This is a genomic window from Massilia sp. Root418, from assembly GCF_001425265.1.
GTDB lineage: Bacteria > Pseudomonadota > Gammaproteobacteria > Burkholderiales > Burkholderiaceae_D > Rugamonas.
In genome coordinates, this window is sequence record NZ_LMEC01000011.1 from 233507 (window position 1) to 258328 (window position 24822).

A 24822-nucleotide genomic window follows, 5' to 3' on the forward strand; every position below is an offset into this window, starting at 1 on the left:
TCATGGCAAATATGCTGACGAAACAAGAAGCGCCGACCGACGTCATTGCACACGACGTCACGCCGCTGGAAGTAAATACCGATGCGCGCAGCTACGCGCGCTTTGGCTGGCTGATTGTGTTGCTGGGGGTGGGCGGTTTCCTGCTGTGGGCGCTGCTGGCTCCGCTGGACAAAGGCGTTCCCATGCCTGGCACAGTGGCTAAGGAAAGCAATCGCAAGGCCATCCAGCATCTGACGGGTGGCATCATCCAGGAGATCCTGGTCAAAGACGGCGATGTCGTGAAGAAGGGCCAGGTGCTGGTTCGCATGAATAACGTTCTGGCCACCAGCCAGGCCGAGACGTCGCGCGCGCAGTACATCACTGCCCGTCTGACGGAGGCGCGCTTGCTGGCCGAACGCGACGGCTCGAAGTCGCTAACGTTCCCCGCTTCGCTGGCTGCCTTCAAGGATGATCCACGCGTGGTAGCTGGTTTCAGCCTGCAAAATCAACTGTTCAGCTCGCGCCGGCTGTCGCTCGACAGCGAGATCGGCGCCTTCGATGAGAACATCGCCGGCCTGAAGGCGCAAGTCGCTGGCCTGGAAGAATCCCGGGAAAGCAAGAAACAGCAGCAGGTCATCTTGCAAGAGCAGCTGGTCAATATGCGCGACCTGGCAAAAGATGGTTACGTTGCGCGCGCTCGCTTGCTCGACCTGGAGCGCACCTATGCGCAGATCAACGGCCAGATTTCCGAGGACATCGGCAACATCAGTCGCGCGCGCCGCCAAGTGGCTGAGATAACCTTGCGACGCAGCCAGCGTGCCTCCGATTTCCAGAAGGAAGTGCGGACCTTGCTGGCGGACACGCAGCGCGAAGCGGAGGCTTTGCAGCCGCGTATCTTGGCGCAAGAGTATGACGTAGCCAATACGGAAGTGAAAGCCCCGGTGGATGGCACTGTCGTGGCGCTGAACGTGTTCACGGCAGGTGGCGTGATCGGCCCGGGAACCAAGATGATGGAACTGGTGCCGAGCGATGATGAGATGATTGTTGAAGGCCAACTGCCAGTGAATCTGATCGACCGTGTGCACGTGGGCCTGCCGGTGGAACTGATGTTCTCCGCGTTCAACGTCAACAAGACGCCGCACATTCCCGGTATCGTGGAACAGGTGTCCGCTGACCGCGCGGTTGACGAGCGCAGCGGCGTGCCTTACTACAAAGTGCGCGCCCGCGTATCGCCCGAAGGCACCAAGTTGATCGCCCAGAAGAAACTGGCGATCCAGCCCGGCATGCCTGTGGAAATGTTCGTGAAGACGGGCGAGCGCACACTGATGAGCTACTTGCTGAAGCCGGTATTTGATCGCGCCAAGAATTCCCTGTCGGAGGAATAAGATGAGTGGTTTGAACAAACGTCTTGCGGTTGCGCTCAAGGTTGCCTTTTCAGGTGTGCTCTTGTATGCGGGCAGCGCCTCTGCCATGACCTTGGTCCAGGCATACGAAGCGGCGCTGGTAAATGACCCAACCTACCAGCAAGCAGTGCAGGATGCCGAAGCTGGCAAGGAGTACCGGATTCTCGGCCGTGCCGCACTGTTGCCAACTGTTCAGGCGAACTACTCGGCCAGCAAAGTGAACGCGGAGCAGGTTATCCATACCTCGCGCGAGGATGTACCTTCCTCGCCAAAGTACATTAGCCGGTCAGCCAGCGTCAGTTTCCGCCAGACGCTGTTCAATCTCGATGCTCTTGCCCGTTATAAGCAGGGCAATGCGCAAGCGGCCTATGCACTAGAAAACTTCGCTGGTCGCACCCAGGAGATGGTCGTGCGCGTGCTTAGCGCCTACATGGACGCGTTGTTCGCCAATGAGCAGGTGAGAATCGCTACGGCACAGCGCGACACCTACCTTGAACAAAAGGCGGTAAACGACCTGCTGTTCAAAAAAGGCGAGGGTACCAAGACCGATATGCTGGAAACCCAGGCTAGGCTGGAGGTAGCCGAGGCGCAGCTGCTGGAAGCGAAAGATAGTCAGCAAGCGCAAATGGCGACACTGGCAGGCATTGTGGGGCAGGAAGTCACGTCTCTCGACGAACTGCGCCCGGACTTCCGCGCGCAGACGGTTGTGGAAGGGGACTTCGAGTACTGGCGCAAGAAAGCCTTAGAACAGAATCCCGATTTGCAGGCACAGGTGTACGCGATCGAGGCTGCACGCCAGGAAGTGAACAGGAACAGGGCTGGCCATGCGCCGCGCCTCGATTTTATTGCCAGCTATTCCAAGGCGGACGCGGAAACATTGAACACCTACAACCAGGATACGACAAATCGTTCAGTGGGTATTCAGTTGACCGTTCCAATCTATGCGGGTGGCGCCGTCAGCGCATCCACCCGTCAGGCATCGGCTGGCCTGGAGCGTGCCAAGGCCGAACTGCAACTGCGGACCGACAAGGTGATGGTCGATCTGCGCAAGCAGTACGCATCCGTGCTGAGCAGCACGGCGAAAATCCAGGCGTTGGACAAAGCGGTCAGCTCCGGCGAATTGCTGATCACTGCCACCGAGCAAAGCATCAAGGGCGGGGTGCGCATCAACCTGGACTTGCTGAACGCCCGCCAGCAGCTTTACACGACCCAACGTGACTTGGCGCAGGCGCGCTACACTTATCTGCTCTCGGTGCTAAGGCTGCGAGCGGCAGCTGGAGAGCTGGGCCCAGACGACGTGCGCCACGTGGCGGCCTACTTCCGCTGATTCAGCGCTATAACGGCAAACGGCCCCTCGGGGCCGTTTTTTTTATGCCGGCATCGCGGCTGGCGCCTGGGGCTGCGGTGTCAGTCTGCGCGCCCAGCGGCGGCCAAGCTGGTTGCTGCCGGTTTCCACCGTGCGGTGCACCAGCCAGGCGAGGCCGACGGCGATTGCCAGCGCGACTATCACGGCGCCGCCGAATGGCAGGCCGTTGCCCATCAGCGCTTTTAGCACGCAATATCCCACTAAAGGGTGCACGCAGTACAACGGGTAGCTGATGTCGGCGAAGAAGTCGAGCACGCGTACCGGCCTGAAGCGTTCGCGGTTGAAATAGCACAGCGCAAACACGGCCACGGCGCTGTAGTACCAGATGGTGACCGCCGGGAACTGGCCTTTTTGCGGGCCGACGGACCACGTGAAGCTAAAGACGGCCAGCACGCTCAGCACCCGCACCGCCAAGGCCGGGGTGGAGATCAGCCCGCTCACGTGCTGGTGGAACAGCACGCCGATCATCATGAAGATCAGATAGTTCAACTCCATCACCGGCGTGACCAGGGCCGACAGGTGTCCGCTGGCGTGATACCAGGTGAAGGCTGCCGCCAGCGCAAGAAAGCCCAGCAGCCAGGCGGCGCTCTTGCGGAACAGGGCGAACGCGAACAGCGCGGCCAGGAGATAGAACTTGATTTCGATCGCCAGCGTCCAGTTCACCGAGTCCATGGACGGCAGGTTCATCAGGTTGTGTACCAGCAGCGCGTTGGCCGCCAGCACCTTGCCGTCGTAGCTGAAGGCCTGGCCCCAGTATCGGGCGCTTAGCCAGATCGCCAGCGTGCCCAGCGCCAGGCAGCAGATATAGGTGGGGAAGATGCGCAGCACGCGGTTGACGAGAAAGCCAGGTATCGAGGTCTTGCGCAAGCTAAAGGGGATCACGAAGCCGCTGATCAGGAAGAACACGGCAACGCCTAACGGCCCTTGGTAAGGCAGTTCGAAATAACGCACCCAAGCGGAGGGCTTGAAGCCCATTTCAGGCGAAAAGGTACGGCTGGCCAGCAGAGCCTGCTCGGCGAAATAGGTGCCGAAATAATGTGTCATAACCACCAATATTGCGGCAATACCACGCAACTGGTTGGCAAAGATGTATTTATTCATTGTTCCTGAACCGGATGGTGGCTTTCGCAGTGGTTATTCAGTACAGTGCCTCATCGTCATTATAAGGTACCGGCTTTCGGCCAAGACCCGGAAAGCTGACTCACTGCTCTATGAAGTCGCTTAATATCCAATACAACCCCCGCATTGACCAGCTGCGCTGGCTGGCCGCCACCATCGTCTTCCTGTTCCACTTCTATATCGAATACCGCAATGCAGGCGGCGCGCCAGCCACCACGGCGTGGCTGGGCATCGTCACCGAAGGTCATACGGGGGTGGGGCTGTTCTTCACGCTGTCCGGCTTCCTGTTTATGCAGATCGCGCTGCATCAGCAGCAGATCGTCTACCGCGACTTCCTGCGCAACCGCATGCTGCGCATCTTTCCGCTGTTTTTCACCGTGTTCCTGCTGGCCACGTCCATCGGGCGCGACAAGTTCCAGGCGCAGGACATCCTGTACATCTTTGCCACCAACCTGGGCAACGCACCGACCGGCATCAGCGTCATTACCGGGGCGGCGTGGTGCATATCACTGGAGTTCCTGTTCTACCTGATCTTTCCCTTCCTGGCGCGCTTTGCCATGGAGCAGGGTGCGCGCTATCTGCTGAAGCTGCTGGCGCTGATGCTGTTCTTTAAGCTGGCGGTGTACACCGAGAGCGAGCGCAGCACGCTGATGTATTTCAGCACCTTCGTCGGGCGCTTCGACCAGTTCCTGATCGGCATGCTGGCGGCCATGCTGGTCCAGCGCCATGGCGCAGTGCTGCAGCGCCACAGCGCGTGGCTGGCGCCGCTGGCCTTGCTGCTGGCCTTTGGCAACAGCGCGCTGCAGGCGCACGTGGCCTCGTTCAACGCGGTGCCGAAGTCGGCGTTCTGGATTACGTGGTCGATGCAGGAGAGCGCCGTGTGGGCGCTGGTGATCGTGGCCTGGGTGGCGCTGACGCGCGCGCTGCCGGCCTGGCTGGAACGGGTGCTGTGCCATGGGGGCAAGATCAGCTTTTCGTTCTATTTGCTGCACATGGCGGTGATCCATTTCCTGGCCAAGACCTTCGGCCTGGTGCCTGTCACCGGCCATGGCGCGCTTGACGCTGTGCTGCTGGGGCTGCTGGTCTATGGCGCCACGTGGGCGCTGGCCACGCTGAGCTACAACGCCATCGAGGAGCCGTTCCTGAAGCTGCGGCGCAAGTACGGCGCGCCGCAACCTTCCTGAGACAGCCTACGCGGCGGCCTGCTTGCCGTAGCAGTGCGGGCAGGACACGCCGTACACGTACTGCTCGGACAACTGCTCGCGCGGCGTGACCACGGCGCGGCAGGCGAAGCACTGGGTGGTTTCCACCGCTTCGAGCTGCGGATTGAGCGCGGTACGGTAGTCGAACACGAAGCAGTCGCCCGTGTAGTGCGCGCCGCCCACTTCCTCGAAGTATTTCAGGATGCCGCCTTCGAGCTGATACACGTTGTTGTAGCCGATGTTCTGCATGTGGATGGCCGCTTTCTCGCAGCGGATGCCGCCGGTGCAGAAGGTGACCACGGTCTTGCCCTCGAAATCGGCCTTGTGCGCCGCGATCACTTCCGGGAACTCGGTGAACTTCTTGATGCGGTAGTCCACCGTGTTGTCGAAGGTGCCCACGTCCACTTCGAAGTCGTTGCGGGTGTCCACCATCACCACCGGCTTGCCGGCGTCGTCGTGGCCCTGGTCCAGCCAGCGCTTCAGCGTGTGCGCTTCCACGAAGGGCGCGCGGCCTTCTTCCGGCTTGATCAGCGGCATGCGCATGGTGATGATCTCTTTCTTGATCTTCACCAGCATGCGCTTGTGCGACTGTTCGCTCGACAGGCTTTCCTTCACTTCCAGGTCGGCCAGGCGGGCGTCGCTGCGCACCCAGGCCAGGTACTGGTCGATGTCGGCACGCAGGCCGGACAGGAACATATTGATGCCTTCCGGGGTGAGCAGGATGGTGCCTTTCAGGCTCAGCCGGGCGCACTGGGCCTGGTATTGCGGGCGCAGGTCTTCCAGGTTGTCGAGCGTGATGAATTTATAGGCAGCGATGTTGACATACGGGGTCGCCGTTGCTGCGCCGGCTGCTGCGGGCGCGCTGGAGGTGTGAGCTTGCATGGTGCGTTTTTCAGGAAAATGCGGAACAGCCGCTATTATAAGCGAGGCGCTTGCCTGCCCGAAAAATGCGTGCTTCGTGCTGCGTTATTTCGCGCCCGTACTGCGCAGCATGGTGCGGATGCGCTGGATGTGCAGGTGCAGCTTTTCCAGGCGCTCGGCGCCGGACGAGTTGGCCGAGCCTTCGGCGTTCATACGCAGCAGCAAGTTGCGGTGTTCTTCGAACATGCGCAGCGCCACCCAAATGGTTTCTTCCATCTTCTCGGTCTGCTTGGCTAGCAGGGTGGCGGCCGTATAGGCGTGCCCGGTGTGGCAGCGGAAGCGCAGTTCCGTGCTATTGCCGATCTGCCACAGTACGCCGCCGCAGCCGGGGCAGTTGAACGGCGCTTGCCGGCCCAGCGATTCCACCGTCTCCAGGTCGCTCAGCACCCGCTTGGCCACGGCAGCTTCCACTGCCACGTGCTCCTGCACGGCGCTGCGCCGTCCGGGTTCGCGAACGGCCAGTTCGGACAGCAGGGCGCCCAGTTCGGCGCCCGGCAGGCAGAAATCCACCAGCACGTGCTGCATGGCGTTGCGCGGCATGTCGGGGTATTCGGCGTCGTCCGGGTCCTGCACCACGCACACGCCGCCGCAGCTGCGGATGGTTTCCAGGCCGGCCGTGCCGTCGTCCAGGTAGCCCGACAGCACCACGCCCACTGCGCGGTTGCCGTATTCCACGGCTGCGGAGCGGAACAGCGGGTCGATGGCTGGCCGGGCGCGGTTTTCCGGCGCGCCCGCATACATCCCACCTGGCGGCACAGGCGCGCGCCTGTGCTTGAATACGTGCCATGTGCCATCTACGATGAATGAACTAGTTCACAGCCCAGGTTGATGCCATGTACAAGGAAATCGGCGCCTTCGATGCGAAGGCAAAATTATCAGAGTTGTTGCGGTCGGTCCGCGCAGGCGAGAGTTTTACCATCACAGTGCGGGGCGTACCCGTGGCGGACTTGGTGCCTTACGTCAGGAAAAGCGATGCCGACGCGGCGGCGGCCGTGTCGGCGCTACAGGCTATGCCCAAGATCAGAGGCGCCAGCGATCAGGACATTGCGGATTGGATCGCCGAGGGCAGACCGTGACGCTGGTGCTGGACGCGTCGATGGCGCTAGCTTGGCTGTTCGAGCGCACCTTGGCTGCGGAGGCTGACTGCGCCCGCCGGGTACTGGCTGGTCTGCTGCAGGCGACGGTTGTGGTGCCGCCGTTGTGGCATCAAGAGGTGGCGAACGGCGCACTGGTCGGGGAGCGGCGGAACCTGGTTGCTGGCGCCCAGATTGACGCGTTTTTAGCGCAGCTCAGGCGCTTGCCGGTCTCGACCGATGAAACTCTGCCGTTGCCGCCTATATCACTGGCACGCAAGTGCGGGCTGACAGTCTATGACGCCTGCTACTTGGAGTTGGCGCTGCGCTCGGGCGCCGTGCTGGCGACTTTCGACCGCCGCCTGGCTGCGGCTGCGCGGGGCGCTGGCTGCGCGGTGTTCAGTTAGCGGCGAGCCGTCCGGGCGCGGTAGAATAGCGCCTCATTGGAACACTGGCGAGCAGCAGCATGAACATGATGGCAATCGAACAAGAAGGCGGCGCCGTAGCCGCGTCGCAAGCGCAGGGCCCGGCTTTTGTCCACCTGCGGGTGCACTCGGAATATTCCATTGTCGACGGGCTGGTGCGCATCGATGACCTGATTGCCACCGCCGCCAAGGACAAGCAGGCGGCGCTGGCCGTCACCGACCTGGGCAACCTGTTCGGCATGGTCAAGTTCTACAAGGCTGCGCGCGGCAAGGGCATCAAGCCGGTGGTGGGCTGCGAAGTGTGGATCACCAACGACGACAACCGCGACAAGCCTTCGCGCCTGCTGCTGCTGGCGAAAAACCGCATGGGCTATCTGCAGCTGTGCGAGCTGCTGTCCTCGGCCTGGCTCACCAACCAGTACAAGGGCCGCGCCGAGATCCGCACCGAGTGGCTGGCCGAGCGCGCCGGCAAGACCTACGAGCTGCTGCCCAACGAGCGCACCGACAACGGCCTGATCGCGCTGTCCGGCGCGCAGTTCGGCGACATCGGCGCCGCCATCGACAACGGCAACCTGGAGCTGGCCGAGCGCCACGCGCAGAAGTGGTCCGCCATCTTCCCCGGCCATTTCTACATCGAGATCCAGCGCGCCGGCCAGGCCAACCAGGAGGCGCAGGTGCGCCATTCGGTGGCGCTGGCGGCCAAGCTGGGCCTGCCCGTGGTAGCCACGCATCCGGTGCAGTTCATGTCGCCGGACGAATTCATCGCCCACGAGGCGCGCATCTGTATCGCCGAAGGCGAGATGCTGGCCAACGCCAAGCGCGTCAAGCGCTTCAACGAGCAGATGCGCTTCCTGTCGCAGGCCGAGATGGCCGAGCTGTTCCACGACCTGCCGGCCGCGCTGCAGAATTCCGTCGAAATCGCCAAGCGCTGCAACCTCACGCTCACCCTGGGCAAGCCGCAGCTGCCGAACTTCCCCACCCCGGGCATGACCATCGACGACTTCCTGCGCGCCGAAACCAAGAAGGGCCTGGAGGAGCGCCTGGAGCAGCTGTTCCCCGATCCCGTCAAGCGCGAGGCGGAGCGCCCGCGCTATGAGGCACGCCTGGAATTCGAGAACGAAACCATCATCAAGATGAAGTTCCCGGGTTACTTCCTGATCGTGGCGGAGTTTATCCAGTGGGGCAAGAACAACGGCGTGCCGATCGGCCCTGGCCGAGGCTCGGGCGCGGGTTCGCTGGTGGCGTACGCGCTGAAGATCACCGACCTCGATCCGCTGAAATACAACCTGCTGTTCGAACGTTTCCTGAACCCCGAACGCGTTTCGATGCCCGACTTCGACATCGACTTTTGCCAGGAAAAGCGCGAGCTGGTGATCCAGCACGTGAAGGACCTGTACGGCCGCGACGCCGTGTCGCAGATCGCCACCTTCGGTACCATGGCGGCCAAGGGCGCGATCCGCGACGTGGGCCGCGTGATGGACTTCGGCTACAACTTCTGCGACGGCGTGTCCAAGCTGATTCCGTTCAAGCCGGGCAAGCCGGTGTCGATCGCCGAGGCCATCGAGGAAGAGCCGATGCTCAAGGAGCGCCAGCAGAACGAGGAGGAAGTGCGCCAGCTGCTGGACCTGGCGCAGCAGGTGGAAGGCATCACCCGCAACATCGGCATGCACGCCGGCGGCGTGCTGATCGCCCCCGGCAAGCTGACCGACTTCTGCCCGCTGTACACGCAGTCCGGCGACACCGGCGTGGTGTCGCAGTACGACAAGGACGACGTGGAGGCCGTGGGCCTGGTGAAGTTCGACTTTTTGGGCCTGACCACGCTGACCATCCTGGACCGCGCGGTGACGTACATCAAGGACCTCGATCCGGCCATGGCCGATTTCGACCTGTCCAAGCTGCCGCTGAACGACCGCCCGTCCTACGACCTGCTGACCAAGGCCAAGACCGTGGCCGTGTTCCAGCTGGAGTCGCGCGGCATGCAGGGCATGCTGAAGGACGCGCGTCCCGACCGTTTCGAGGACATCATCGCGCTGGTGGCGCTGTACCGTCCGGGCCCGATGGACCTGATTCCCGACTTCTGCAAGCGCAAGCACGGCGAACGCTTCGACTATCCCGATCCGCGCACCGAGTCCATCCTGTCCGAAACCTACGGCATCATGGTGTACCAGGAGCAGGTGATGCAGATGGCGCAGATCGTCGGCGGCTACTCGCTGGGCGGCGCCGACATGCTGCGCCGCGCGATGGGTAAGAAAAAGGCCGAAGAGATGGCCGAGCACCGCGAGATCTTCCGCGCCGGCGCCGCCAAGGACGGCCTGTCGGCCGAGAAGGCCGACGAGATCTTCGACTTGATGGAAAAGTTCGCGGGCTACGGCTTCAACAAGTCGCACGCCGCCGCCTACGCGCTGCTGTCCTACCACACGGCCTACCTGAAGGCGCACCATCCGGCCGCGTTCATGGCAGCCAATATGTCGCTGGCCATGGACGACACCGAGAAGGTGAAGATCCTGGTCGAGGACTCGATCGACATCTGCGGCCTGACCGTGCTGCCGCCGGACATCAACAAGTCGGCCTACCGCTTCCGCCCGGACGGCGAGGCGCCGTCGGTCACCGGCAAGAAGGTCACCCAGATCCGCTACGGCCTGGGCGGCGTGAAGGGCGCCGGCCAGAACGCCATCGAAGCCATCATCGCCGCGCGCGAGTCGGGCGGGCCGTTCGTCAGCCTGTTCGACTTCTGTAAGCGGGTGGACAAGAAGCAGATCAACCGCCGCACCATCGAGGCGCTGATCCGCTCGGGCGCCTTCGACTGCCTGGGCGAGGACCGCGCCGTGCTGCTGGCCTCCGTCACCTTCGCCATGGAGTGCGCGGACCAGGAAGCCAAGGCCGCCAACCAGGTGTCGCTGTTCGGCGGCGACGATTCCGACCTGGTGGCGCCGCCAGAATACGTGAAGTGCGCGCCGTTCACCGACCGCCAGAAGCTGGCCGAGGAAAAGATCGCGCTGGGCTTCTACCTCTCCGGCCATATGTACGACTCCTATGCGCAGGAGGCGCGCCGCTTCTCGCGCACCAAGCTGTCCGACCTGGAGCCGTCGCGCGAGCCGCGCATGATGAGCGGCGTGATCACCGGCATGCGCCCGCAGATGACGCAGCGCGGCAAGCTGTGGATCATCACGCTGGACGACAAGACCGCGGTGGTGGAAGTGACCGTGTACAGCGAGGTGTTCGACGAGAACAAGCGCATGTTCAAGGACGACGAATTCCTGGCCGTGGTGGGCAAGGTGTCGGAAGACCGCTTCTCGGGTGGCTTGCGCATCTCGGCCGAGAAGGTGTACGACATCATCGCCGCGCGCAGCCAGTTCGGCCAGCAGTTCGGCTGGACCATGCCGACCACGGTGGCGCCGGCCAAGCTGCAGGAAGTGCTGGCGCCGTACCGCGACCAGAACGGCCTGCCGGTGGCCATGCGCGTCAAGCCGCAGGGCGTGGACTGCGTGGTGCAGCTGGGCGAGGAGTGGCGCGTGGCCCCGTCGGACGCGCTCAAGCTGTCGCTGGAGCAGGTGCTGGGCGCGCGCGAGGTGGCGGTGGAATACTGAAGGTAAATCGCGGTCTTAAGCAATTTACAATTGACAAGGCCGGGGCGCCACGAAATACTGGCGCCATCTCATCTTTCACCGAATTTCCATGGCAACCGTTACCGAAGCAACCACCGCTCTGCTGTCCGGCTACAACCATATCGACGCCTTGCTCGATGACGGTCCGGGCTGGAATTTCCTGGCGCCGTCCACGGCCAACGTCATCACCTATACCTTCTCCACCGCCAGCGGGCTGCAGACCGGCACGACCGGCCTGCAGGGCGCGCCGAGCGCCTTCAGCGCAGCGCAGCAGGCCGCCACGCGCGACGCCATGGCCTACGTGAGTCGCCTGACCGGCATCACCTTCGTCGAAACGGCCAATGGCGCAAGCGCCCAGGTTCACTTCAGCAACGCCGACATCAACGGGGCGCAGACCTCCGGCCTGTGCAGCTGGGGCAGCAGCTATTCCTATGACGGCAGCAACCAGGTCACCGCTTATAGCGCCAAGGCCTATATCTATCTGGACAACGTGCAGTGGGCAAGCCAGAACGCCGTGCTGAACGGCGGCCAGGGCGGCGAGACACTGCTGCACGAAATCGGCCACATGCTGGGCCTGAAGCACCCGTTCGAAGGCGCCATCCAGCTGCCGGACGCCACCGACAATTCCGCTTACACCGTCATGTCCTACACCAGCTCGGGCGGCCCGTACATGAGCTATAGCCCCTACGACGTGGCGGCGCTGAACTGGCTGTACGGCGGCGACGGTTTGGGCGGGGCGCTGGGCGTGAATTCCACCGGCGGCGGGCGCTACTACACCGGCACCGGCGCGGCCGACACGCTCACCGGCGGCAGCGGCGCCGATGCGCTGCAGGGCGCCGGCGGCAACGACGTGCTGAACGGCGGCGCCGGCAGCGACACCGCCATCTACCAGGGCGCGCGCAGCGACTACACGCTGAGGCAGATCACCACCGACAGCTGGGTGCTGAACGGCGCCGAGGGGCTGGACACGCTGAACGGCGTGGAATTGCTGCGCTTTAGCGATATGACGCTGGCGCTGTCGTCCATCGACGGCGTGGCACCGGCGGCGCCGATGCTGCAGTTCGTCAAGGACGGCAGCGGGGCGGCCAGCGGCAACCATCCGCTGTTCACCGGCACCGCCGAGGCGGGCGCCAAAGTGGCCGTGCTCAACGGCGGCACCGTGCTGGGAACCGCCACGGCCGACGCCAGCGGCAACTGGAGCGTCCAGCCGGTGGCGCTGGCCAACGGCGACTACGCCGTGGCAGCCCACGCCACCGACGCGGTTGGCCTGGTGTCGGCCTGGTCCTTGACGCAGACCTTCACGGTGTCGAGCCCGCTGAACCAGACCGGCGGCCAAGGGGCCGACCTGCTGCTGGCCACGGCGGGCAATAACCATCTGAACGGCGGCGGCGGGATCGACACCGTGCAGTACAGCGGCGCGGCCAGCAATTACACGGTGGCGCGCACCGACACCGGCTACACCGTCACCGACAAGACCGGCAGCGGCGGCACCGATCTGCTGGTGTCCGACGAGCGCATCAAGTTCGCCGACCAGAGCATCGGCATCGACATCGACGGCATCGGCGGCCAGGCTTACCGCATGTACCAGGCCTCGTTCGACCGCGCGCCCGACCTGCCGGGCCTGGGCTACTGGATGTACCTGATGGAGAACGGCTGGAGCCTGCGCCAGGCCGCCGCCGGCTTCATGAACAGCCAGGAGTTTGAAAACCTGTACGGTAGCCGCGCCCCGGCCAACGACGTGTTCGTGACCAAGCTGTACAACAACGTGCTGCACCGCGCGCCGGAGGCGGCGGGCTATGCGCACTGGATGGATATCCTGAGCAATGGCAAGGATACCCAGGCCGGCGTGCTGCTGGCGTTCAGCGAAAGCGACGAGAACCAGCTGCAGGTGATCGGCTCGATCCAGAACGGCTTCCAGTACACGCCCTTCGGCTGAGCACGGCGCGGCGCGAGGCCGCCGGCAGGGCTACACGTCTTTGACGCTGGTGATGGCGTAGCCCTTGACGCCGATCTGCTGGTGGGGCTGCTCGATGCGGAAGTCGGGCAGCGCGTCGGCGCCGTCGTCCACTTCCAGCGCCAGGCTGGCGGCTTCCCAGTCGGTATTGATGGCTTCCTGCGGGATGGGCTTGCCTTCAGGCACGGCCAGGTAGGAAAACAGGCCATCATGCTCCGCTCGTCGGTAGATATCCAGTCGCATCGCTTTCTCCCAAAGTGGTAAACAGGAATCAAACAGGAATCAAACAGCAATCAAACAGCAAACGTGCCACGATTCTACCGCGCGCGCGCGGGCGGTGCGCGCCGCGCTGGACGGCGTGCCGGCTGCCGCCGGCCGCTTCAGGCCGTGAGGAGCTCGGCGGCGTGGCTCCCGGCCGTATCCACTTCGATGGCGGCAGCCGCCGGGACGGGCTGCGCCGCAGGGCAGGCCGTGCCGCGCGGCCGCACGAAGCTGTCCACCACCTCGGCCGCCACGCCGGCCAGCAGGTCGTAGCGCTTGCGTGCCTCGGAGCGCTTCCTGGACGCGATCTCTTCCATCACCGGCGCCTGCAGCGGGCCGCAGGCCAGCGCGTAGTCGCCGTCGCTGCGCGGCTGGGCCCCCATTTCCAGCCAGAAGGCATTGTAGTCGGCGTGCACGCGGCCCTTGCGGATCTGCTTGAGCACGGCGCGGTTGTCGTTGCCCACCAACAGGACCTGGCTGCAGCCGTAGGCGTAGCCGAGCTGCTGCACCAGGCGCAGCAGCAGGTTTTTCGGCCGCAGGCCGTGCAGGTCGCGCGTGGCCTCGCGGCCCAGTTCCAGGCCGGCGCCGCACTGCGGTCCCTGCAGGCAGCCCACGCCCACGCTGGCTGCGGCGGACTGGGCGCCGTCGGCCAGGAAGGAGAACGCCACCGAATACACCAGCGCGCCGCGGCAGCGCAGCTGCAGCACCAGCTCGCCTTCGCGCTCCATCGGCACGATGGCGCGCAGGTCCACCTGGTAGGGCGCGCCGGACTTGCCTTCGAAGCGGGCCAGCACCAGCGGGCCGCGCACGGCTTGCGCCACGGTGCCGGCCAGTTCGTGCTGCAGCACGAAGCGGTAGTGCGCCGCCAGCGCCGCCAGGCGCTGCGGGCGGTCCAGGCGGCTGCTCAGGTAAGGGCGGTAAATCTTGTGCAGCAGGCGCGGCTGCAGCAGCGCCAGCTCGCGCAGCGCGCCGTGCGAATTGAGCACCTGCAGCCAGCCGCGCGTGATCAGCGGATGGGCCAGCGCCCGCGCCTGCAGTTTGACGGCCGCGCAGGCCATCGAGGGGAGAGATTTCCGTTCCAGCCCGGCGCGGAGGGTGATAGCCTGCATGTTGTTGGGTGCTCCAATGTGGCGGTACTGAGGAAATAAAGGGCGGCGTGGGCTGGGCCGTAGGAAACAGTGCGTTACAATCAGAAATATTAGCGGTGGCGTGGTGCGCCGACAATTCGCGGATCAGCTTAGGGGAAACACTTATATGGCGCAGTGGTGGGGCGTATGCGGTCCGTATTAACAAGGTTGCACGGCCTGTTATTTTTGTTGCTATACCTGTTGCTCGACTGGCTCACCTATGTCGACCCCCTGTATGGCCTGAACATCACCCCTTGGAACCCGGACCCGGCGCTGGGCCTGGTGTACTGGCTGCGCTATGGCAAAAAAGCCGCGCTGCCGTGGTTCCTGGCGTTGCTGCTGGGCGACATCTGGCTGCGCGGCACGGCCGCCGGGCCGTTTTACACGCTGCTGGGCGCGCTGAGCCTGACCTTGGGCTATGGCCTGATCGGCGAGGGCTTGCGGCGCAACTTCAGCACCAGCGCCATGTTCGACAACCGCCACCGCCTGCTGACCTGGCTGGCGGCCGTGGCGGCCGGCACCCTGCTCAACGCCGTGGTGTACGTGGCGCTGCTCTCGTCCGCCGGGCTGATCCCGCCCGGGCAGGGCGCGCTGGCCGTGTGGCGCTTCACCATCGGCGACGTGGTGGGCGTGATGGTGTCCATGCCGCTGATCTGGATGCTGGCCGGCGAGGACAGCCGCGCGCGCCTGCGGGCTGCCGCCTGGCGCTGGGAAACCCTGGGCTACCTGGTGCTGGCCGTCTGCATGCTCACGGCCGTGTTCGGCCACATCGCGCGCGCCGAATTCAAGCATTTCTACCTGCTGTTCCTGCCGGTGATCTGGGCCGCCACCCGCCAGGGCGTGTACGGCGCGGCGCTGATCGTGTTCACGCTGCAGCTGGCCATCGTCACCTTGGTGCGCTGGACCAATGCGGTGGACATCGAGGTGGCCGAACTGCAGCTGCTGGACGCGGTGCTGGCGCTGGTGGCCTTCTTCATCGGCATCGTGGTGGACGAACGGCGCCAGGTGGCCGACGAGCTGAAGCACACGCTGCGGCTGGCGGCGGCCGGCGAGATGGCCGCCGCGCTGGCGCACGAGCTGAACCAGCCGATGACCGCGCTGTCGGCCTATGGCAAGGCCTGCGAACACTTGCTGGAGCGCGGCGAGACGGGCGAGCTGCTGCAGGGCGCCATCCGGCGCATGGTGAGCGAATCGGGCCGCGCGGCCGAGGTGGTGCGGCGGCTGCGCGACTTTTTCCGCACCGGCGCGCTGCGCCTGGAGCCGGTGCCGGCCAGCACCCTGCTGGCGGCCATCACGCAGCAGTTCTTCAGCCAATGCCGCGAGCAGGGCGTGGAACTGGCGGTGGCGCAGGCGCCGCCGGTGGCGGTGCTGGCCGACCGCATCCAGGTTGAACTGGTGCTGCGCAACCTGCTGGCCAACGCGCTCGATTCGGTGGCCGCGTGCGCGCCGGGGCAGCGCCGCATCACGCTGTCGGCGCACGCGCTGGAGGGCGCGCGGCTGCGCATCACGGTGGAGGACAGCGGCGCCGGGGTGTCGGAAGCGCTGTCGCGGCGCCTGTTCGAGCCCTTCGTGTCCACCAAATCCAGCGGCCTGGGCCTGGGGCTGGTGCTGAGCCGCGCCATCATCGAAGCGCACGGCGGCAAATTGTGGGCCGAAGTAGCCGGCCACGGCATTTTCCGATTTATACTGCCGGCGCTGGAAGGCGAACCTGGAGGATGAGTGGCATGGACCTGACCGTATTTATAGTCGACGACGACCCCGCCGTGCGCGACGCGCTGGGCCTGCTGCTGGGCGTGCGCGGCTACCGCACGGCCGTGTTCGCCAGCGGTGAAGCGCTGCTGCAGGCATGGCGACCGGAGTGGGCCGGCTGCCTGCTGATCGACATCCGCATGAGCGGCATGGACGGCCTGGAGTTGCAGCAGCGCCTGGGGCAGCTGGGCAACCGCATTCCCATCGTCATCGTCACCGGCCACGGTGACGTCACCCTGGCGCGCGCCGCCTTCAAGGCGCAGGCGCTCGATTTCCTGGAAAAGCCCTTCGACGACGCCAAGCTGGTGGCCGCCATCGACGAGGCGTTTTCATCCGAAGCGCGCCAGCGGCGCCAGACGCGCGCGCGCGAAGACCACCGCACCCAATTGCGCGAGCTCACCCCGCGCGAACGGGAAGTGATGGAACTGGTGGTATTGGGGCGGCACAACCGCGAGATCGCGCCGGCGCTGGGCATCAGCGTACGGACGGTGGAAGTGCACAAAGCGCGGCTGATGGCCAAGCTAGGTGTCGGCAACGTCGCCGACCTGGTGCGCATCGCCTTGCAAGAAGAGTAGGGCGGGTTAGCCGCAGGCGTAACCCGCCAATACGCGGCCGAAGAGACTACTTCGCCGCCGCCAGATTAGGCGGCGCATTGGTCGGCAGTGCATCATTGGCTGGCGCAACAGGGCGCTGTGTCCCCGGCGCGATCGACACCCCCGGCGCCCCCGCCGGCTGCTGCAAGCCCTGCACCGCGCGCACCGTCCTGTCGGCCGCGCGCTGCAGCACGATATGCCGGTTGCGGTCCTCCAGGCTGCGTTCATTCTCCTTATGCCACAGGTGATACACCTCGGTGGCAAACGCCCCCTCCTTGCGCATCACCCCGGCGTTAAACAAGCGCACCACCAGGTCCGAATCCTCGTGCCCCCAGCCCTGGAAGCTCTCATCAAAGCCATTCACCGCGTCCAGGTCGCTGCGCCACACGCCCAGGTTGCAGCTCTTGATGCGGCGCCAGCTGAAGCGGCGGCTCTCGCGGCCCACGTCGGGCAAGGTCAGCACGGTCTGCAGGAATTTATTCAGGTCGCCGGTCAGGCGCAGCTTCAGCTTGTCCCACAGCGTCAGGCCGCGCAGGTTGAGGCGCTCGGCCAGCAGGCGCAGGGTGTAGCCGGGGCTGAGCAGCACGCGGCTGCCGGTCACCAGGTAGCCGCGCCTGGCCAGCTTGCGGTGCTGGCTGATGAAGCTCGGCTGCGGCATGCAGTCGCCGTCCAGGAACACGATATAGTCGCCGCTGGCAGCCAGGATGCCCTGGTTGCGGGCGCGCGCGGCGCGGAAACCTTCGTCGGGCTGCCACACGTGCAGCAGCGGCACGGGCGAGCGGCGCCTCAGGTTTTCCACGCACTGGCGCGTGTTGTGGGTGGAGCCGTCATCAGCGATAATGATTTCGAATTGATTATCGTCTTGGCAGAAGCATGCCTCCAGCACTGCCGCCAGGGCATCGGGCCGGTTGTAGGTCGTGATGATGACAGATATTTTTGACGCTTGTTGCATGAAGTGGATGCTGCCTGTGCTGATTTTGCAAGAATAAGCTCACAAAACATTAATGAATAATACTTTTACAAAAAAAAACATTCTGCAAGACAACGCGCTATCTTATCTCATCCACAGTCTGATTTTCCTGCTGCCGGCCTTGACGCTGATCACACGATTCGGCGTGAGCGCGGTCGGTTTTGCCTTTCTGCTGGCCGGTATCGTCTGCTGGCGGGCAGCAAAACCCCGCTTCGTGCGCCATCTTACTGAGGTTCGGCTGGTTTTAACAGCGTTCGGTGCCAGTTTCGTCTTTGCGCTCGCGGGTCTATTGTTGCATCCCGACATACAATTGCGCGCACTGGAGAAACCGGCGCGCATTTTCTTTTGCGTCACCGTGCTGCTGGCCGTGCTGGCCAGCCGTCCCCGCCGCAAGGCCCTGTGGTGGGGGCTGATCGCCGGGACGGTGGGCGGCGCGGTGTTCATTTGCTACCAGCGCTGGGGCCTGGACATCTCGCGTCCCGGCGGGCTTATTAATTCTATAACATTTGGCGACATTCAGCTCTGCATGGGCATGATGTGCCTGGCGGCCGTGCTCGACTTCAAGGGCCGGCAGGCGTTGTGGCCGGCGCTGGGTGCGCTGGCCGGCCTGGCCGGCTCCGTGGCCACCGGCACGCGCGGGGGCTGGATTGCCGTGCTGTTCGCGGTGGTGCTGTTCATCAAATACGGCCACTTCCTGCGCAGCCGCATCTCCAGGGCGCTGGCGGCGCTGGCGCTGCTGCTGCTGGTGAGCACTTATTTCATCGACCAGACCGGCACGCGCGAACGGCTGGAGCAGGGCGTGCACGACGTGACCGCGTATTACGACGGCGGCGCCAGCTACACCAACGTGGGCGTGCGCCTGGAGCTGTGGAAGGGCGGCCTGGCGCTGGCGAAGCAGCACCCGTGGCGCATCTCCAGCACCAGGGAAATCCGTGCCGAGCTGGAGCGCGAAGTGGCGGCCGGCCGCCTGCAGCCCTTCGTGCTGGAAGCCGAGCACTTCCACAACGATATGGTGCATGTGCTGGTATACGGCGGCATACCCGGCCTGCTGGTCTACCTGTTCACCATGCTGGCGCCTTTCCTGTTCTTCCTGCGCATACTGCGCACCCACGAGTCGGCCGGCCCGTCCGTCATTGCCCCGGCGCTGGCCGGCATGCTGCTGGTGATCGGCTATTTCAGCTTCGGCCTGACCGAGGTCATTTTCTGGTCCATTCTGAGCACCATGTTTTATGTGCAAATGCTGTTCCTGCTGATGGGCTTTTGCCTGAACGCGCAGGATGAAAGGAAAGCGGCATGAGCGCTGCCCGTACGCTGGTCATTTCACCCAACTGGATAGGCGACGCCGTGATGGCGCAGCCGCTGCTGGCGCTGCTGCGCGCGGCGCATCCGGAGCGGCCCATCGACGTGCTGGCGCCGCCCTCGGTGGCGCCGGTGTGGCGCCAGATGGCGGAAGTGGACGAGGTGCTGGAAACCCCGTTCCGCCACGGCCCGCTGCAGCTGCGCGAGCGCTGGCGCTACGCGCGCCAGCTGCGCCGGCGCGGCTACGCGGCGGCCTACGTGCTGCCTAACACGCTCAAGTACGCGCTGATCCCCTGGCTGGCAGGCATTACGCAGCGGGTGGGCTACAAGGGCGAGAGCCGCTACGGCCTGATCAACGTGATGCACCATGACGACGTGCCGCCGCGCCCCATGGTGCCGTTCTACGCGGCGCTGGCGCGCGGGCCGCAGGCGCCGCTGCAGCCGGTGCCGCGTCCGGTGCTGCAGGCCAGCGGCGCGCAGATCGCGGCCGCCTGCGCGCGCGCCGGGCTGGACTTGCAGCGCCCGCTGGTCGCGTTCGCGCCGGGTGCCGAATTCGGCTCGGCCAAGCGCTGGCCGGCCAGCCACTTCGCCGGGCTGGCGCAAGCCATCGCTGCGGCCCATCCGCAGGCGCAGATCGCGCTGCTCGGGTCCCCCAAGGACAAGGACGTGTGCACCCAGGTGGTGGAGGCGGCCACGGCGGGCGCCGCCGCTGCGGGCGTGGCCGCGCCCGCGCTGTTCAACCTGGCTGGCGCCACCAGCCTGGCCGAAGCGGTGGCGCTGATCGCGCACGCCGGCGCCGTGGTCAGCAACGACTCCGGCCTGCTGCACATTGCCTCCGCGCTGAACCGTCCCGTAATCGCCATCTACGGCCCCACCGATCCGGGCCACGCGCCGCCGTTCTCGGACGTGGCCGCGTCGATCTCGCTGCGGCTGGAGTGCGCGCCGTGCAAGCAGCGCGAATGCCCGCTGGGCCACCAGGACTGCATGCAGAAGATCGCCCCGCAGCAGGTCTGGCAGACCTTGCAGCCGATGCTGGCCGCGCAGCAAGCGCTGCTGGAGCCCTAGCCATAAGGATGGGGGGCGCCTGCCCTGGCACGGGCAAGCTGGCGCCGGTCGTGTCGGAAAACCTTACACTGCGGCGCAGCTGCGCGGCGGCCGCCCGGCTAAGTTATTGAATTGCAATATAAAGTTCTGCGTGGCATGTAAATTGCTTTTATGAACGATATATTTCCAATTTGAAAGCTTATCCATGAATTTGTTCCGTAAAGCGTGTGTGGCCGTCCTCCCTGTGCTGTTCGCCGCCCATGCGCAAGCAGCCTCCATCACCACCTCGGCGCTGCCGTTCGCGCCGGCTTCCTACACCAGCATGGCGGTGGACCCGGTGACCGGCAAGGTGTACCAGACCACCACCTATAGCGGCTCGTCCATCCTGGCCTACGCCAACACCAACCGTTACGACAGCCGTGCCAGCAACGGCAGCGTGGCGGTGGCGAACTTCGGACCATACCTGGCCGCTTACGACGGCTCGCTCTACCTGCGCACGGGCGGCACCAGCAGCACCGTTATCTCCAAGGTGTCGGCCACCACTGGCGCGATACAGAAGAGCGTAGGCGTGACCGGCGGCATGAGCAGCGAAACGTTTAACTGGGGCGGCTGGTCGGCCGTCAACCCCATGAGCGACGGCAGCAAGCTGTATGTGGTCGGCGGCGTGGCAGCCAACAACCAGTGGAGCATCGCCACCTTTGACTACGCCCTGAACCAGACCAAGACGGTGAGCTTCGATTTGCTGAACAGCACTGCCGGCTATGCGTTCGCCGTGAATGGTTATGTGTTCTTCGGCGACAGCTACAATAGCGCCCACATTTCGCGCCGGGTCGACGCAGCAACCGGCGCCGTGCAGGTGGTGGACTTCACGCTGGCTGGCCTGCAGCAAACTCCTTACATCACCGGCATCAGCTATGACTCGCTGCACGACAGCCTGTACGTGGCCAACAATGGCGGCGTCCTGAGCAAGGCGACCGGCATTGCCGCCCAGCTCGGTGTGCAGCGCAGCGCCGTACCGGAGCCGGCCTCCATGGCGCTGTTCGGCCTGGGCCTGGCAGCGCTGGCCATGACGCGCCGCCGCCAGGGCGCCGCATCCAAATAAGCCCGGCGCTATCCGCCCGGCCGCAATACGGGCCGGGCGCTACGCCTTGCCGCGCGGGCGTGCCGCGTGCGCGGCGATGATGGCGGGCAGCTCCGCTGGATCGCGCACCCAGCAGGCGTACTCGCCTGCGTCCATGCCCAGGCACTCGGCCAGGTCCCGATCCTGGCCGATCTGGTTCTGGTGCCAGCGTTCAACGTAGTCGTCGATCTCTTCTGCCGACGCCTTGCCGGCAATGCAGAGCGAAATGAAATTCTGGTTATTCATACAACCTCCGTCCCCGTACCGCACCCTTGATGGGCGTGCCAGTCACAGCGTCCAGCACCTGCAAATGATAGCCGCGCTTGTCGAATACTTCGATTTCCCCATGTAGGCCATCCCATGTGAAAAACCGTGAGCGCGCCGCATTGGTCCATACCTGGCGTCCCCAGATGACCCTGTATTTATCGAGTTGGTCCAGGAAACACGGGGAGGGCCTCGATATTGGCGTCATGCGTGATCAGTGTAGTTGAAAAATTGGGTCCGCAAAGCCAGAGATCAGATCGAGTTTGCTCTATTGCCGAGCACGGGTATTGATCGTCGTCAATTTGTTGGGCTGGTCGGAGGTCACTGGCCAGGGATTCAAATAGTATCTATGAGGAAATTATCAATATAGTAAAATAGGTGTTATTTATGCTTGGCTAAACACTATGAACCCAGACTTGTCTTTTGCCGCCATGCCTCGTCAACTCATCCTGTTTGGTTCGCCAGGCACGGGCAAGAGCCACAAGGTTGAGGCCGAGATTGCGCCGGCCTTGCACCAGCCGGCAACCATCAAAACAGTCTTCCATCCCGAGTACACTTACGGCGATTTCATGGGGCGGCTGATGCCGCTGAGCGAGCCGGATGGCAGGGTGAGCTACCGCTACTATCCCGGTCATTTCCTGCAGGCCCTGGCCGAGGCGTTGCGCCGCTATCACCAAGCGCCGGCGGGGACGCAGGCGCGCGATGTGCTGCTCGTGATAGACGAGATCAACCGGGGCAACAGCGCGGCCATCTTCGGCACGGTGTTCCAGCTGCTCGACCGCAATGATGATGGATGGTCCAGCTATGAGGTGAATATTTCGGACATGGAGCAGGATGCCCTGCTCAAATTGATGGGTGTTCACCGCTGCGCACGGCAGCCGGGCAGATATGAATGGGATGACGAAGGCGGCGGCCGTGCGGACTTGCCGGAACTGTTTAAGGGTAACCTGGCATTTGTTGCCGAACGAAAGATCAAGCTGCCGCCAAACTTGCACTTGGTGGGGACCATGAATACGTCGGATGAATCGATCTATTACATGGACAGCGCCTTCAAGCGTCGCTGGTCTTGGGAATATATGCCACTGGATGGCGTCCCGCAGTCCGTTCCGATCGAGACGCTGGAGGAAGCGGATTGGCGCCAGTTCGTGAACAAGCTGAATGCCTTCCTGCGCCGTCATACGGCGTCCATCCGCAAGGTGGAAGACAAGCAGATTGGCTACTATTTCATCCGCGCGCGCGACGGCAAGGTGGCGCACAGTGACATCCAGCATAAACTCATGTTCTTCCTGTGGGATACGGTATTTGCCCGCGACAAACGGCCTCTGGAAGATCTGTTCGGCGATAACTGCAAGCTGGTCACATTCGGCGAGTTCAGCGTCCGGTCGGCGCAGTTCATTGCCAAGATCAGCGGTTCGGAGGCACAGTGATCGACTTTTCCCGCCTGCAGGCGGTGGCGGGCAATGATAAGGACCAGCAGTTCTCTTTTGTCGGCATTCGTGACGGCGTGTTGCACTTGCCCAAGGGATGTGATCAGTGGGCGCGCCGCATCAATGATGCGGCCCCGGCAGAGTGCTTCCGGCTGGCGAAAGACGCGTTTATTATGTTGTTCCGCACGCTGGAGGCGTTTCGTGCCACCCGCAGCCCGCTACTGGCCACCGACCGCGATTCCGCCCAGCGCGGCACCGACGGTGCTGAGTTATTGGGCCAATGGGAGGAGTGCGGGAATGTTTTTTATTACCGCCAGCTGGATGTCCTGGATGGGATACTGCACCGGTTCGAAGAACTGGAGATCCTGACGCTGGCGCAGCGCAAGGGCCGCGGCGCAGCCATGGACGGCCGGCGTTTGTGTGGCGAACTGGCGCGCGCCACCTTCTTGGCGGACAACAGCTTTTACGTCGATGACATGTCGATCCCGCGCCTGCAGCTGGAATGCGAGCCCGCTGAACTGGTGCAGATGTACTGCTATGCCTTAGTGGAGGTGAAGCGATGGCTCGGCGAGGAAGATGATGTGCACCGTGACATTCACGTGCTGGCGGCGCAGTTCGCCGAGCTGCATTTGAAGTCGGGCGACGGTTTGTTCGACTTCAACAGCTGGCAGCCGACGCGGGCACTCATGCTGGAGCGGCTGCACGCGATCGACTGCCAGACCGCTTACAAAGATCCGGTATTCCATGAGTTTTACGACGCACTGGAGCGTTTTTTGCTGGGCGGATCGCAGCTTGCCGGCAACGGCTGGCAGTGGGGCATCAGCAGCTTTGCGCCAGTGTGGGAAGCCATGTGCCTGGAAGACCTGATACGCCGTCAGTTGCCCGCACTGGCGGCCTGCGACACCACCAACATCGCCGATGCCGAGACTAAACTGGCCTCGCTGCCGAAGTCGCTCTGCATTACCTCGGGCGGCACTATGATGACTATGCGCTGTTCGGAGTTGCTGTCGGCTGCGCTGGACGGCCGCGCCGGCATTGGCCAGCTGTTTCCTGACGCAGTGCTGCTACGTTCTGTTTCAGCACTGCAGTCCTACTATTACGGGCGCTACGGCGTGCCAACATTGGCGGATGCGGTTTTGCCGTCATCGCTGCCCGCAATCTATCTCAAGCCGCTGCAGGATCTGAAGAGTGGCAACGGCTACGATCAAAATCTTGCGGCCAAGGTATTAAAAAAGCTATTTGCCGAACAAAAACCGGATGCCTTGACCGCCTTTTACGTAGGCCGGGCCCTGTGTGCCAGTTACCAAAGGACTATGGTCACTGTGTGGGACCGGGCGCGGCTGACAGAGCAATTGCTCGCCGAGCGGGAACAGAGCTATTACCCCGATATCGTTATCGGCATGATGTGGGAAGTGCTGTTCCGGGCAGACGACAGCGTACGCCGGGAAAGCGGCGAGAGCAGGCGCTGCCTGGCCGAGCGCAAGGAATTGGGCAGCTACGCCATGGCGCAAGCGGCGATTGCGGTCAGTAAGGATACCCATGCCGAGATCGCGGGCATGGCTATGCTGCACGATTGTTGCTTGGGCGATAGCCGCCACGCGCTGGTCCTCGACGTCAAATATATGACTGGTGCCTATTTGACGGATAAGGCCAACATTGACGACCTGCGCGAACGGTCGGTACGCAAACAGTTCGTCTACGAGCACCAGCTGCGGCGCACGCTGGGGATAGAGACGCACATCAGCAGTGAGTTCCTGCTGCCGCAGTATGATGACAATTTTGATCAGCTCGAAGTGGCGTTTGACGCCGAACACGCAAAAGACTTCGCTGGCGGCTTCATTGCGCTGCGTGCCCTTAACGTCCCGCTGCTGATGCGGCGCTATGCGGCAAGCGCCAGGCGGGAACGCTAGCACCGCCGCAA

The 24822-nt window shown here is 63.9% G+C and carries 22 protein-coding genes; 14 read left to right on the forward strand and 8 right to left on the reverse strand.

Translation table 11 applies throughout. From position 1 onward, the window contains the following. Positions 1–2 precede the first annotated feature (2 nt). Both ASC94_RS08610 and ASC94_RS08615 read left to right on the forward strand, forming a co-directional pair. The gene (locus tag ASC94_RS08610) at positions 3–1364 is read left to right on the forward strand and encodes an HlyD family type I secretion periplasmic adaptor subunit (protein ID WP_157201349.1); all 1362 of its coding nucleotides are present in this window, start codon (positions 3–5) and stop codon (positions 1362–1364) included. A gap of 1 nt (position 1365) precedes the next feature. Then, positions 1366–2709: a TolC family outer membrane protein gene (locus tag ASC94_RS08615; RefSeq protein WP_056393342.1), complete on the forward strand. Its 1344-nt coding sequence runs from the start codon at positions 1366–1368 to the stop codon at positions 2707–2709. A 42-nt stretch (positions 2710–2751) separates the two neighbouring features. On the opposite strand, the gene ASC94_RS08620 is transcribed toward ASC94_RS08615, so the two are convergent. Then, on the reverse strand, positions 2752–3849 hold the full coding sequence (locus ASC94_RS08620) for an acyltransferase (protein ID WP_056393344.1): 1098 nt from the start codon (positions 3847–3849) through the stop codon (positions 2752–2754). A gap of 110 nt (positions 3850–3959) precedes the next feature. Between ASC94_RS08620 and ASC94_RS08625 the strand changes: the two genes are divergently transcribed. After that, entirely contained in the window at positions 3960–5051 is a 1092-nt protein-coding gene (locus ASC94_RS08625; RefSeq protein ID WP_056393346.1) for an acyltransferase, read from the forward strand. Between the two features lie 6 nt (positions 5052–5057). On the opposite strand, the gene ASC94_RS08630 is transcribed toward ASC94_RS08625, so the two are convergent. Next, complete coding sequence (locus tag ASC94_RS08630; protein WP_056393348.1) at positions 5058–5951, reverse strand: sulfurtransferase; 894 nt, start codon at positions 5949–5951, stop codon at positions 5058–5060. An 84-nt stretch (positions 5952–6035) separates the two neighbouring features. After that, positions 6036–6746 (reverse strand): chemotaxis protein CheB, encoded by a 711-nt coding sequence (locus ASC94_RS08635; protein WP_157201350.1) that lies wholly within the window; start codon positions 6744–6746, stop codon positions 6036–6038. Positions 6747–6823: 77 nt separating this feature from the next. On the opposite strand from ASC94_RS08635, the gene ASC94_RS08640 reads away from it, so the two are divergent. From ASC94_RS08640 to ASC94_RS08655, 4 genes are all read left to right on the forward strand, one after another. Continuing rightward, the gene (locus ASC94_RS08640) at positions 6824–7066 is read left to right on the forward strand and encodes a type II toxin-antitoxin system Phd/YefM family antitoxin (protein WP_056393353.1); all 243 of its coding nucleotides are present in this window, start codon (positions 6824–6826) and stop codon (positions 7064–7066) included. Then, positions 7063–7470: a type II toxin-antitoxin system VapC family toxin gene (locus ASC94_RS08645; protein WP_229417216.1), complete on the forward strand. Its 408-nt coding sequence runs from the start codon at positions 7063–7065 to the stop codon at positions 7468–7470. The genes ASC94_RS08640 and ASC94_RS08645 overlap by 4 nt, the downstream gene beginning before the upstream one ends. A gap of 59 nt (positions 7471–7529) precedes the next feature. Beyond that, a complete protein-coding gene (gene dnaE / locus ASC94_RS08650) occupies positions 7530–11075 on the forward strand; it encodes a DNA polymerase III subunit alpha (protein ID WP_056393355.1) in 3546 nt (1181 codons plus the stop codon). An 88-nt stretch (positions 11076–11163) separates the two neighbouring features. Continuing rightward, positions 11164–13029 carry a DUF4214 domain-containing protein gene (locus tag ASC94_RS08655; protein ID WP_056393357.1) on the forward strand — a complete coding sequence of 622 codons (1866 nt, stop codon included), beginning with the start codon at positions 11164–11166 and terminating at the stop codon, positions 13027–13029. A 30-nt stretch (positions 13030–13059) separates the two neighbouring features. Here ASC94_RS08655 and ASC94_RS08660 read toward each other — a convergent pair whose 3' ends face one another. Together ASC94_RS08660 and ASC94_RS08665 are read right to left on the reverse strand one after the other, a co-directional pair. Next, positions 13060–13290 carry a DUF6139 family protein gene (locus ASC94_RS08660; protein WP_056393358.1) on the reverse strand — a complete coding sequence of 77 codons (231 nt, stop codon included), beginning with the start codon at positions 13288–13290 and terminating at the stop codon, positions 13060–13062. A gap of 137 nt (positions 13291–13427) precedes the next feature. Beyond that, positions 13428–14417 (reverse strand): DUF535 family protein, encoded by a 990-nt coding sequence (locus tag ASC94_RS08665; protein ID WP_082616358.1) that lies wholly within the window; start codon positions 14415–14417, stop codon positions 13428–13430. A gap of 165 nt (positions 14418–14582) precedes the next feature. Here ASC94_RS08665 and ASC94_RS08670 point away from each other — a divergent pair, with 165 nt between their 5' ends. Together ASC94_RS08670 and ASC94_RS08675 are read left to right on the forward strand one after the other, a co-directional pair. Further along, positions 14583–16154 carry an ATP-binding protein gene (locus ASC94_RS08670; protein WP_056393362.1) on the forward strand — a complete coding sequence of 524 codons (1572 nt, stop codon included), beginning with the start codon at positions 14583–14585 and terminating at the stop codon, positions 16152–16154. Positions 16155–16159: 5 nt separating this feature from the next. After that, complete coding sequence (locus ASC94_RS08675; protein ID WP_157201351.1) at positions 16160–16759, forward strand: response regulator transcription factor; 600 nt, start codon at positions 16160–16162, stop codon at positions 16757–16759. Positions 16760–16805: 46 nt separating this feature from the next. On the opposite strand, the gene ASC94_RS08680 is transcribed toward ASC94_RS08675, so the two are convergent. Further along, positions 16806–17729 (reverse strand): glycosyltransferase family 2 protein, encoded by a 924-nt coding sequence (locus ASC94_RS08680; RefSeq protein ID WP_082616359.1) that lies wholly within the window; start codon positions 17727–17729, stop codon positions 16806–16808. Positions 17730–18039: 310 nt separating this feature from the next. Between ASC94_RS08680 and ASC94_RS08685 the strand changes: the two genes are divergently transcribed. The 3 genes from ASC94_RS08685 to ASC94_RS08695 all read left to right on the forward strand — a co-directional run bounded on the left by ASC94_RS08685 (position 18040) and on the right by ASC94_RS08695 (position 21192). Continuing rightward, positions 18040–19044, forward strand: a complete 1005-nt coding sequence (locus ASC94_RS08685; RefSeq protein WP_162251405.1) for an O-antigen ligase — start codon at positions 18040–18042, stop codon at positions 19042–19044. Further along, positions 19041–20111, forward strand: coding sequence for a lipopolysaccharide heptosyltransferase II (gene waaF, locus ASC94_RS08690; protein WP_056393370.1), 1071 nt, complete (start codon positions 19041–19043; stop codon positions 20109–20111). Before ASC94_RS08685 ends, waaF begins: the two co-directional genes overlap by 4 nt. 208 nt (positions 20112–20319) lie before the next feature. Continuing rightward, on the forward strand, positions 20320–21192 hold the full coding sequence (locus ASC94_RS08695) for a PEP-CTERM sorting domain-containing protein (RefSeq protein ID WP_162251406.1): 873 nt from the start codon (positions 20320–20322) through the stop codon (positions 21190–21192). 39 nt (positions 21193–21231) lie between these two features. Here the strand turns inward: ASC94_RS08695 and ASC94_RS08700 are convergent, their stop codons facing one another. Together ASC94_RS08700 and ASC94_RS34225 are read right to left on the reverse strand one after the other, a co-directional pair. Next, complete coding sequence (locus ASC94_RS08700) at positions 21232–21456, reverse strand: hypothetical protein (RefSeq protein WP_056393372.1); 225 nt, start codon at positions 21454–21456, stop codon at positions 21232–21234. Then, the gene (locus tag ASC94_RS34225; protein WP_082616362.1) at positions 21449–21682 is read right to left on the reverse strand and encodes a colicin E3/pyocin S6 family cytotoxin; all 234 of its coding nucleotides are present in this window, start codon (positions 21680–21682) and stop codon (positions 21449–21451) included. Before ASC94_RS34225 ends, ASC94_RS08700 begins: the two co-directional genes overlap by 8 nt. 196 nt (positions 21683–21878) lie before the next feature. Here ASC94_RS34225 and ASC94_RS08705 point away from each other — a divergent pair, with 196 nt between their 5' ends. After that, positions 21879–22901, forward strand: a complete 1023-nt coding sequence (locus tag ASC94_RS08705) for an AAA family ATPase (protein WP_200955616.1) — start codon at positions 21879–21881, stop codon at positions 22899–22901. Next, positions 22898–24811, forward strand: coding sequence for a hypothetical protein (locus tag ASC94_RS08710; protein WP_056393376.1), 1914 nt, complete (start codon positions 22898–22900; stop codon positions 24809–24811). Before ASC94_RS08705 ends, ASC94_RS08710 begins: the two co-directional genes overlap by 4 nt. Positions 24812–24822: the final 11 nt, after the last annotated feature.

What these genes read in the sequence shown, in the direction of transcription:
- waaF (WP_056393370.1), top strand. Translation starts at nt 19,041, where the DNA reads ATGAGCGCTGCCCGTACGCTGGTCATTTCACCCAACTGGATAGGCGAC.
- ASC94_RS08675 (WP_157201351.1), top strand. Translation starts at nt 16,160, where the DNA reads ATGGACCTGACCGTATTTATAGTCGACGACGACCCCGCCGTGCGCGAC.
- ASC94_RS08700 (WP_056393372.1), bottom strand. Translation starts at nt 21,456, where the DNA reads ATGAATAACCAGAATTTCATTTCGCTCTGCATTGCCGGCAAGGCGTCG.
- ASC94_RS08630 (WP_056393348.1), bottom strand. Translation starts at nt 5,951, where the DNA reads ATGCAAGCTCACACCTCCAGCGCGCCCGCAGCAGCCGGCGCAGCAACG.
- dnaE (WP_056393355.1), top strand. Translation starts at nt 7,530, where the DNA reads ATGAACATGATGGCAATCGAACAAGAAGGCGGCGCCGTAGCCGCGTCG.
- ASC94_RS08665 (WP_082616358.1), bottom strand. Translation starts at nt 14,417, where the DNA reads ATGCAGGCTATCACCCTCCGCGCCGGGCTGGAACGGAAATCTCTCCCC.
- ASC94_RS08660 (WP_056393358.1), bottom strand. Translation starts at nt 13,290, where the DNA reads ATGCGACTGGATATCTACCGACGAGCGGAGCATGATGGCCTGTTTTCC.
- ASC94_RS08625 (WP_056393346.1), top strand. Translation starts at nt 3,960, where the DNA reads ATGAAGTCGCTTAATATCCAATACAACCCCCGCATTGACCAGCTGCGC.
- ASC94_RS08640 (WP_056393353.1), top strand. Translation starts at nt 6,824, where the DNA reads ATGTACAAGGAAATCGGCGCCTTCGATGCGAAGGCAAAATTATCAGAG.
- ASC94_RS08615 (WP_056393342.1), top strand. Translation starts at nt 1,366, where the DNA reads ATGAGTGGTTTGAACAAACGTCTTGCGGTTGCGCTCAAGGTTGCCTTT.
- ASC94_RS08705 (WP_200955616.1), top strand. Translation starts at nt 21,879, where the DNA reads ATGAACCCAGACTTGTCTTTTGCCGCCATGCCTCGTCAACTCATCCTG.
- ASC94_RS08655 (WP_056393357.1), top strand. Translation starts at nt 11,164, where the DNA reads ATGGCAACCGTTACCGAAGCAACCACCGCTCTGCTGTCCGGCTACAAC.
- ASC94_RS08620 (WP_056393344.1), bottom strand. Translation starts at nt 3,849, where the DNA reads ATGAATAAATACATCTTTGCCAACCAGTTGCGTGGTATTGCCGCAATA.
- ASC94_RS34225 (WP_082616362.1), bottom strand. Translation starts at nt 21,682, where the DNA reads ATGACGCCAATATCGAGGCCCTCCCCGTGTTTCCTGGACCAACTCGAT.
- ASC94_RS08670 (WP_056393362.1), top strand. Translation starts at nt 14,583, where the DNA reads ATGCGGTCCGTATTAACAAGGTTGCACGGCCTGTTATTTTTGTTGCTA.
- ASC94_RS08680 (WP_082616359.1), bottom strand. Translation starts at nt 17,729, where the DNA reads ATGCAACAAGCGTCAAAAATATCTGTCATCATCACGACCTACAACCGG.
- ASC94_RS08610 (WP_157201349.1), top strand. Translation starts at nt 3, where the DNA reads ATGGCAAATATGCTGACGAAACAAGAAGCGCCGACCGACGTCATTGCA.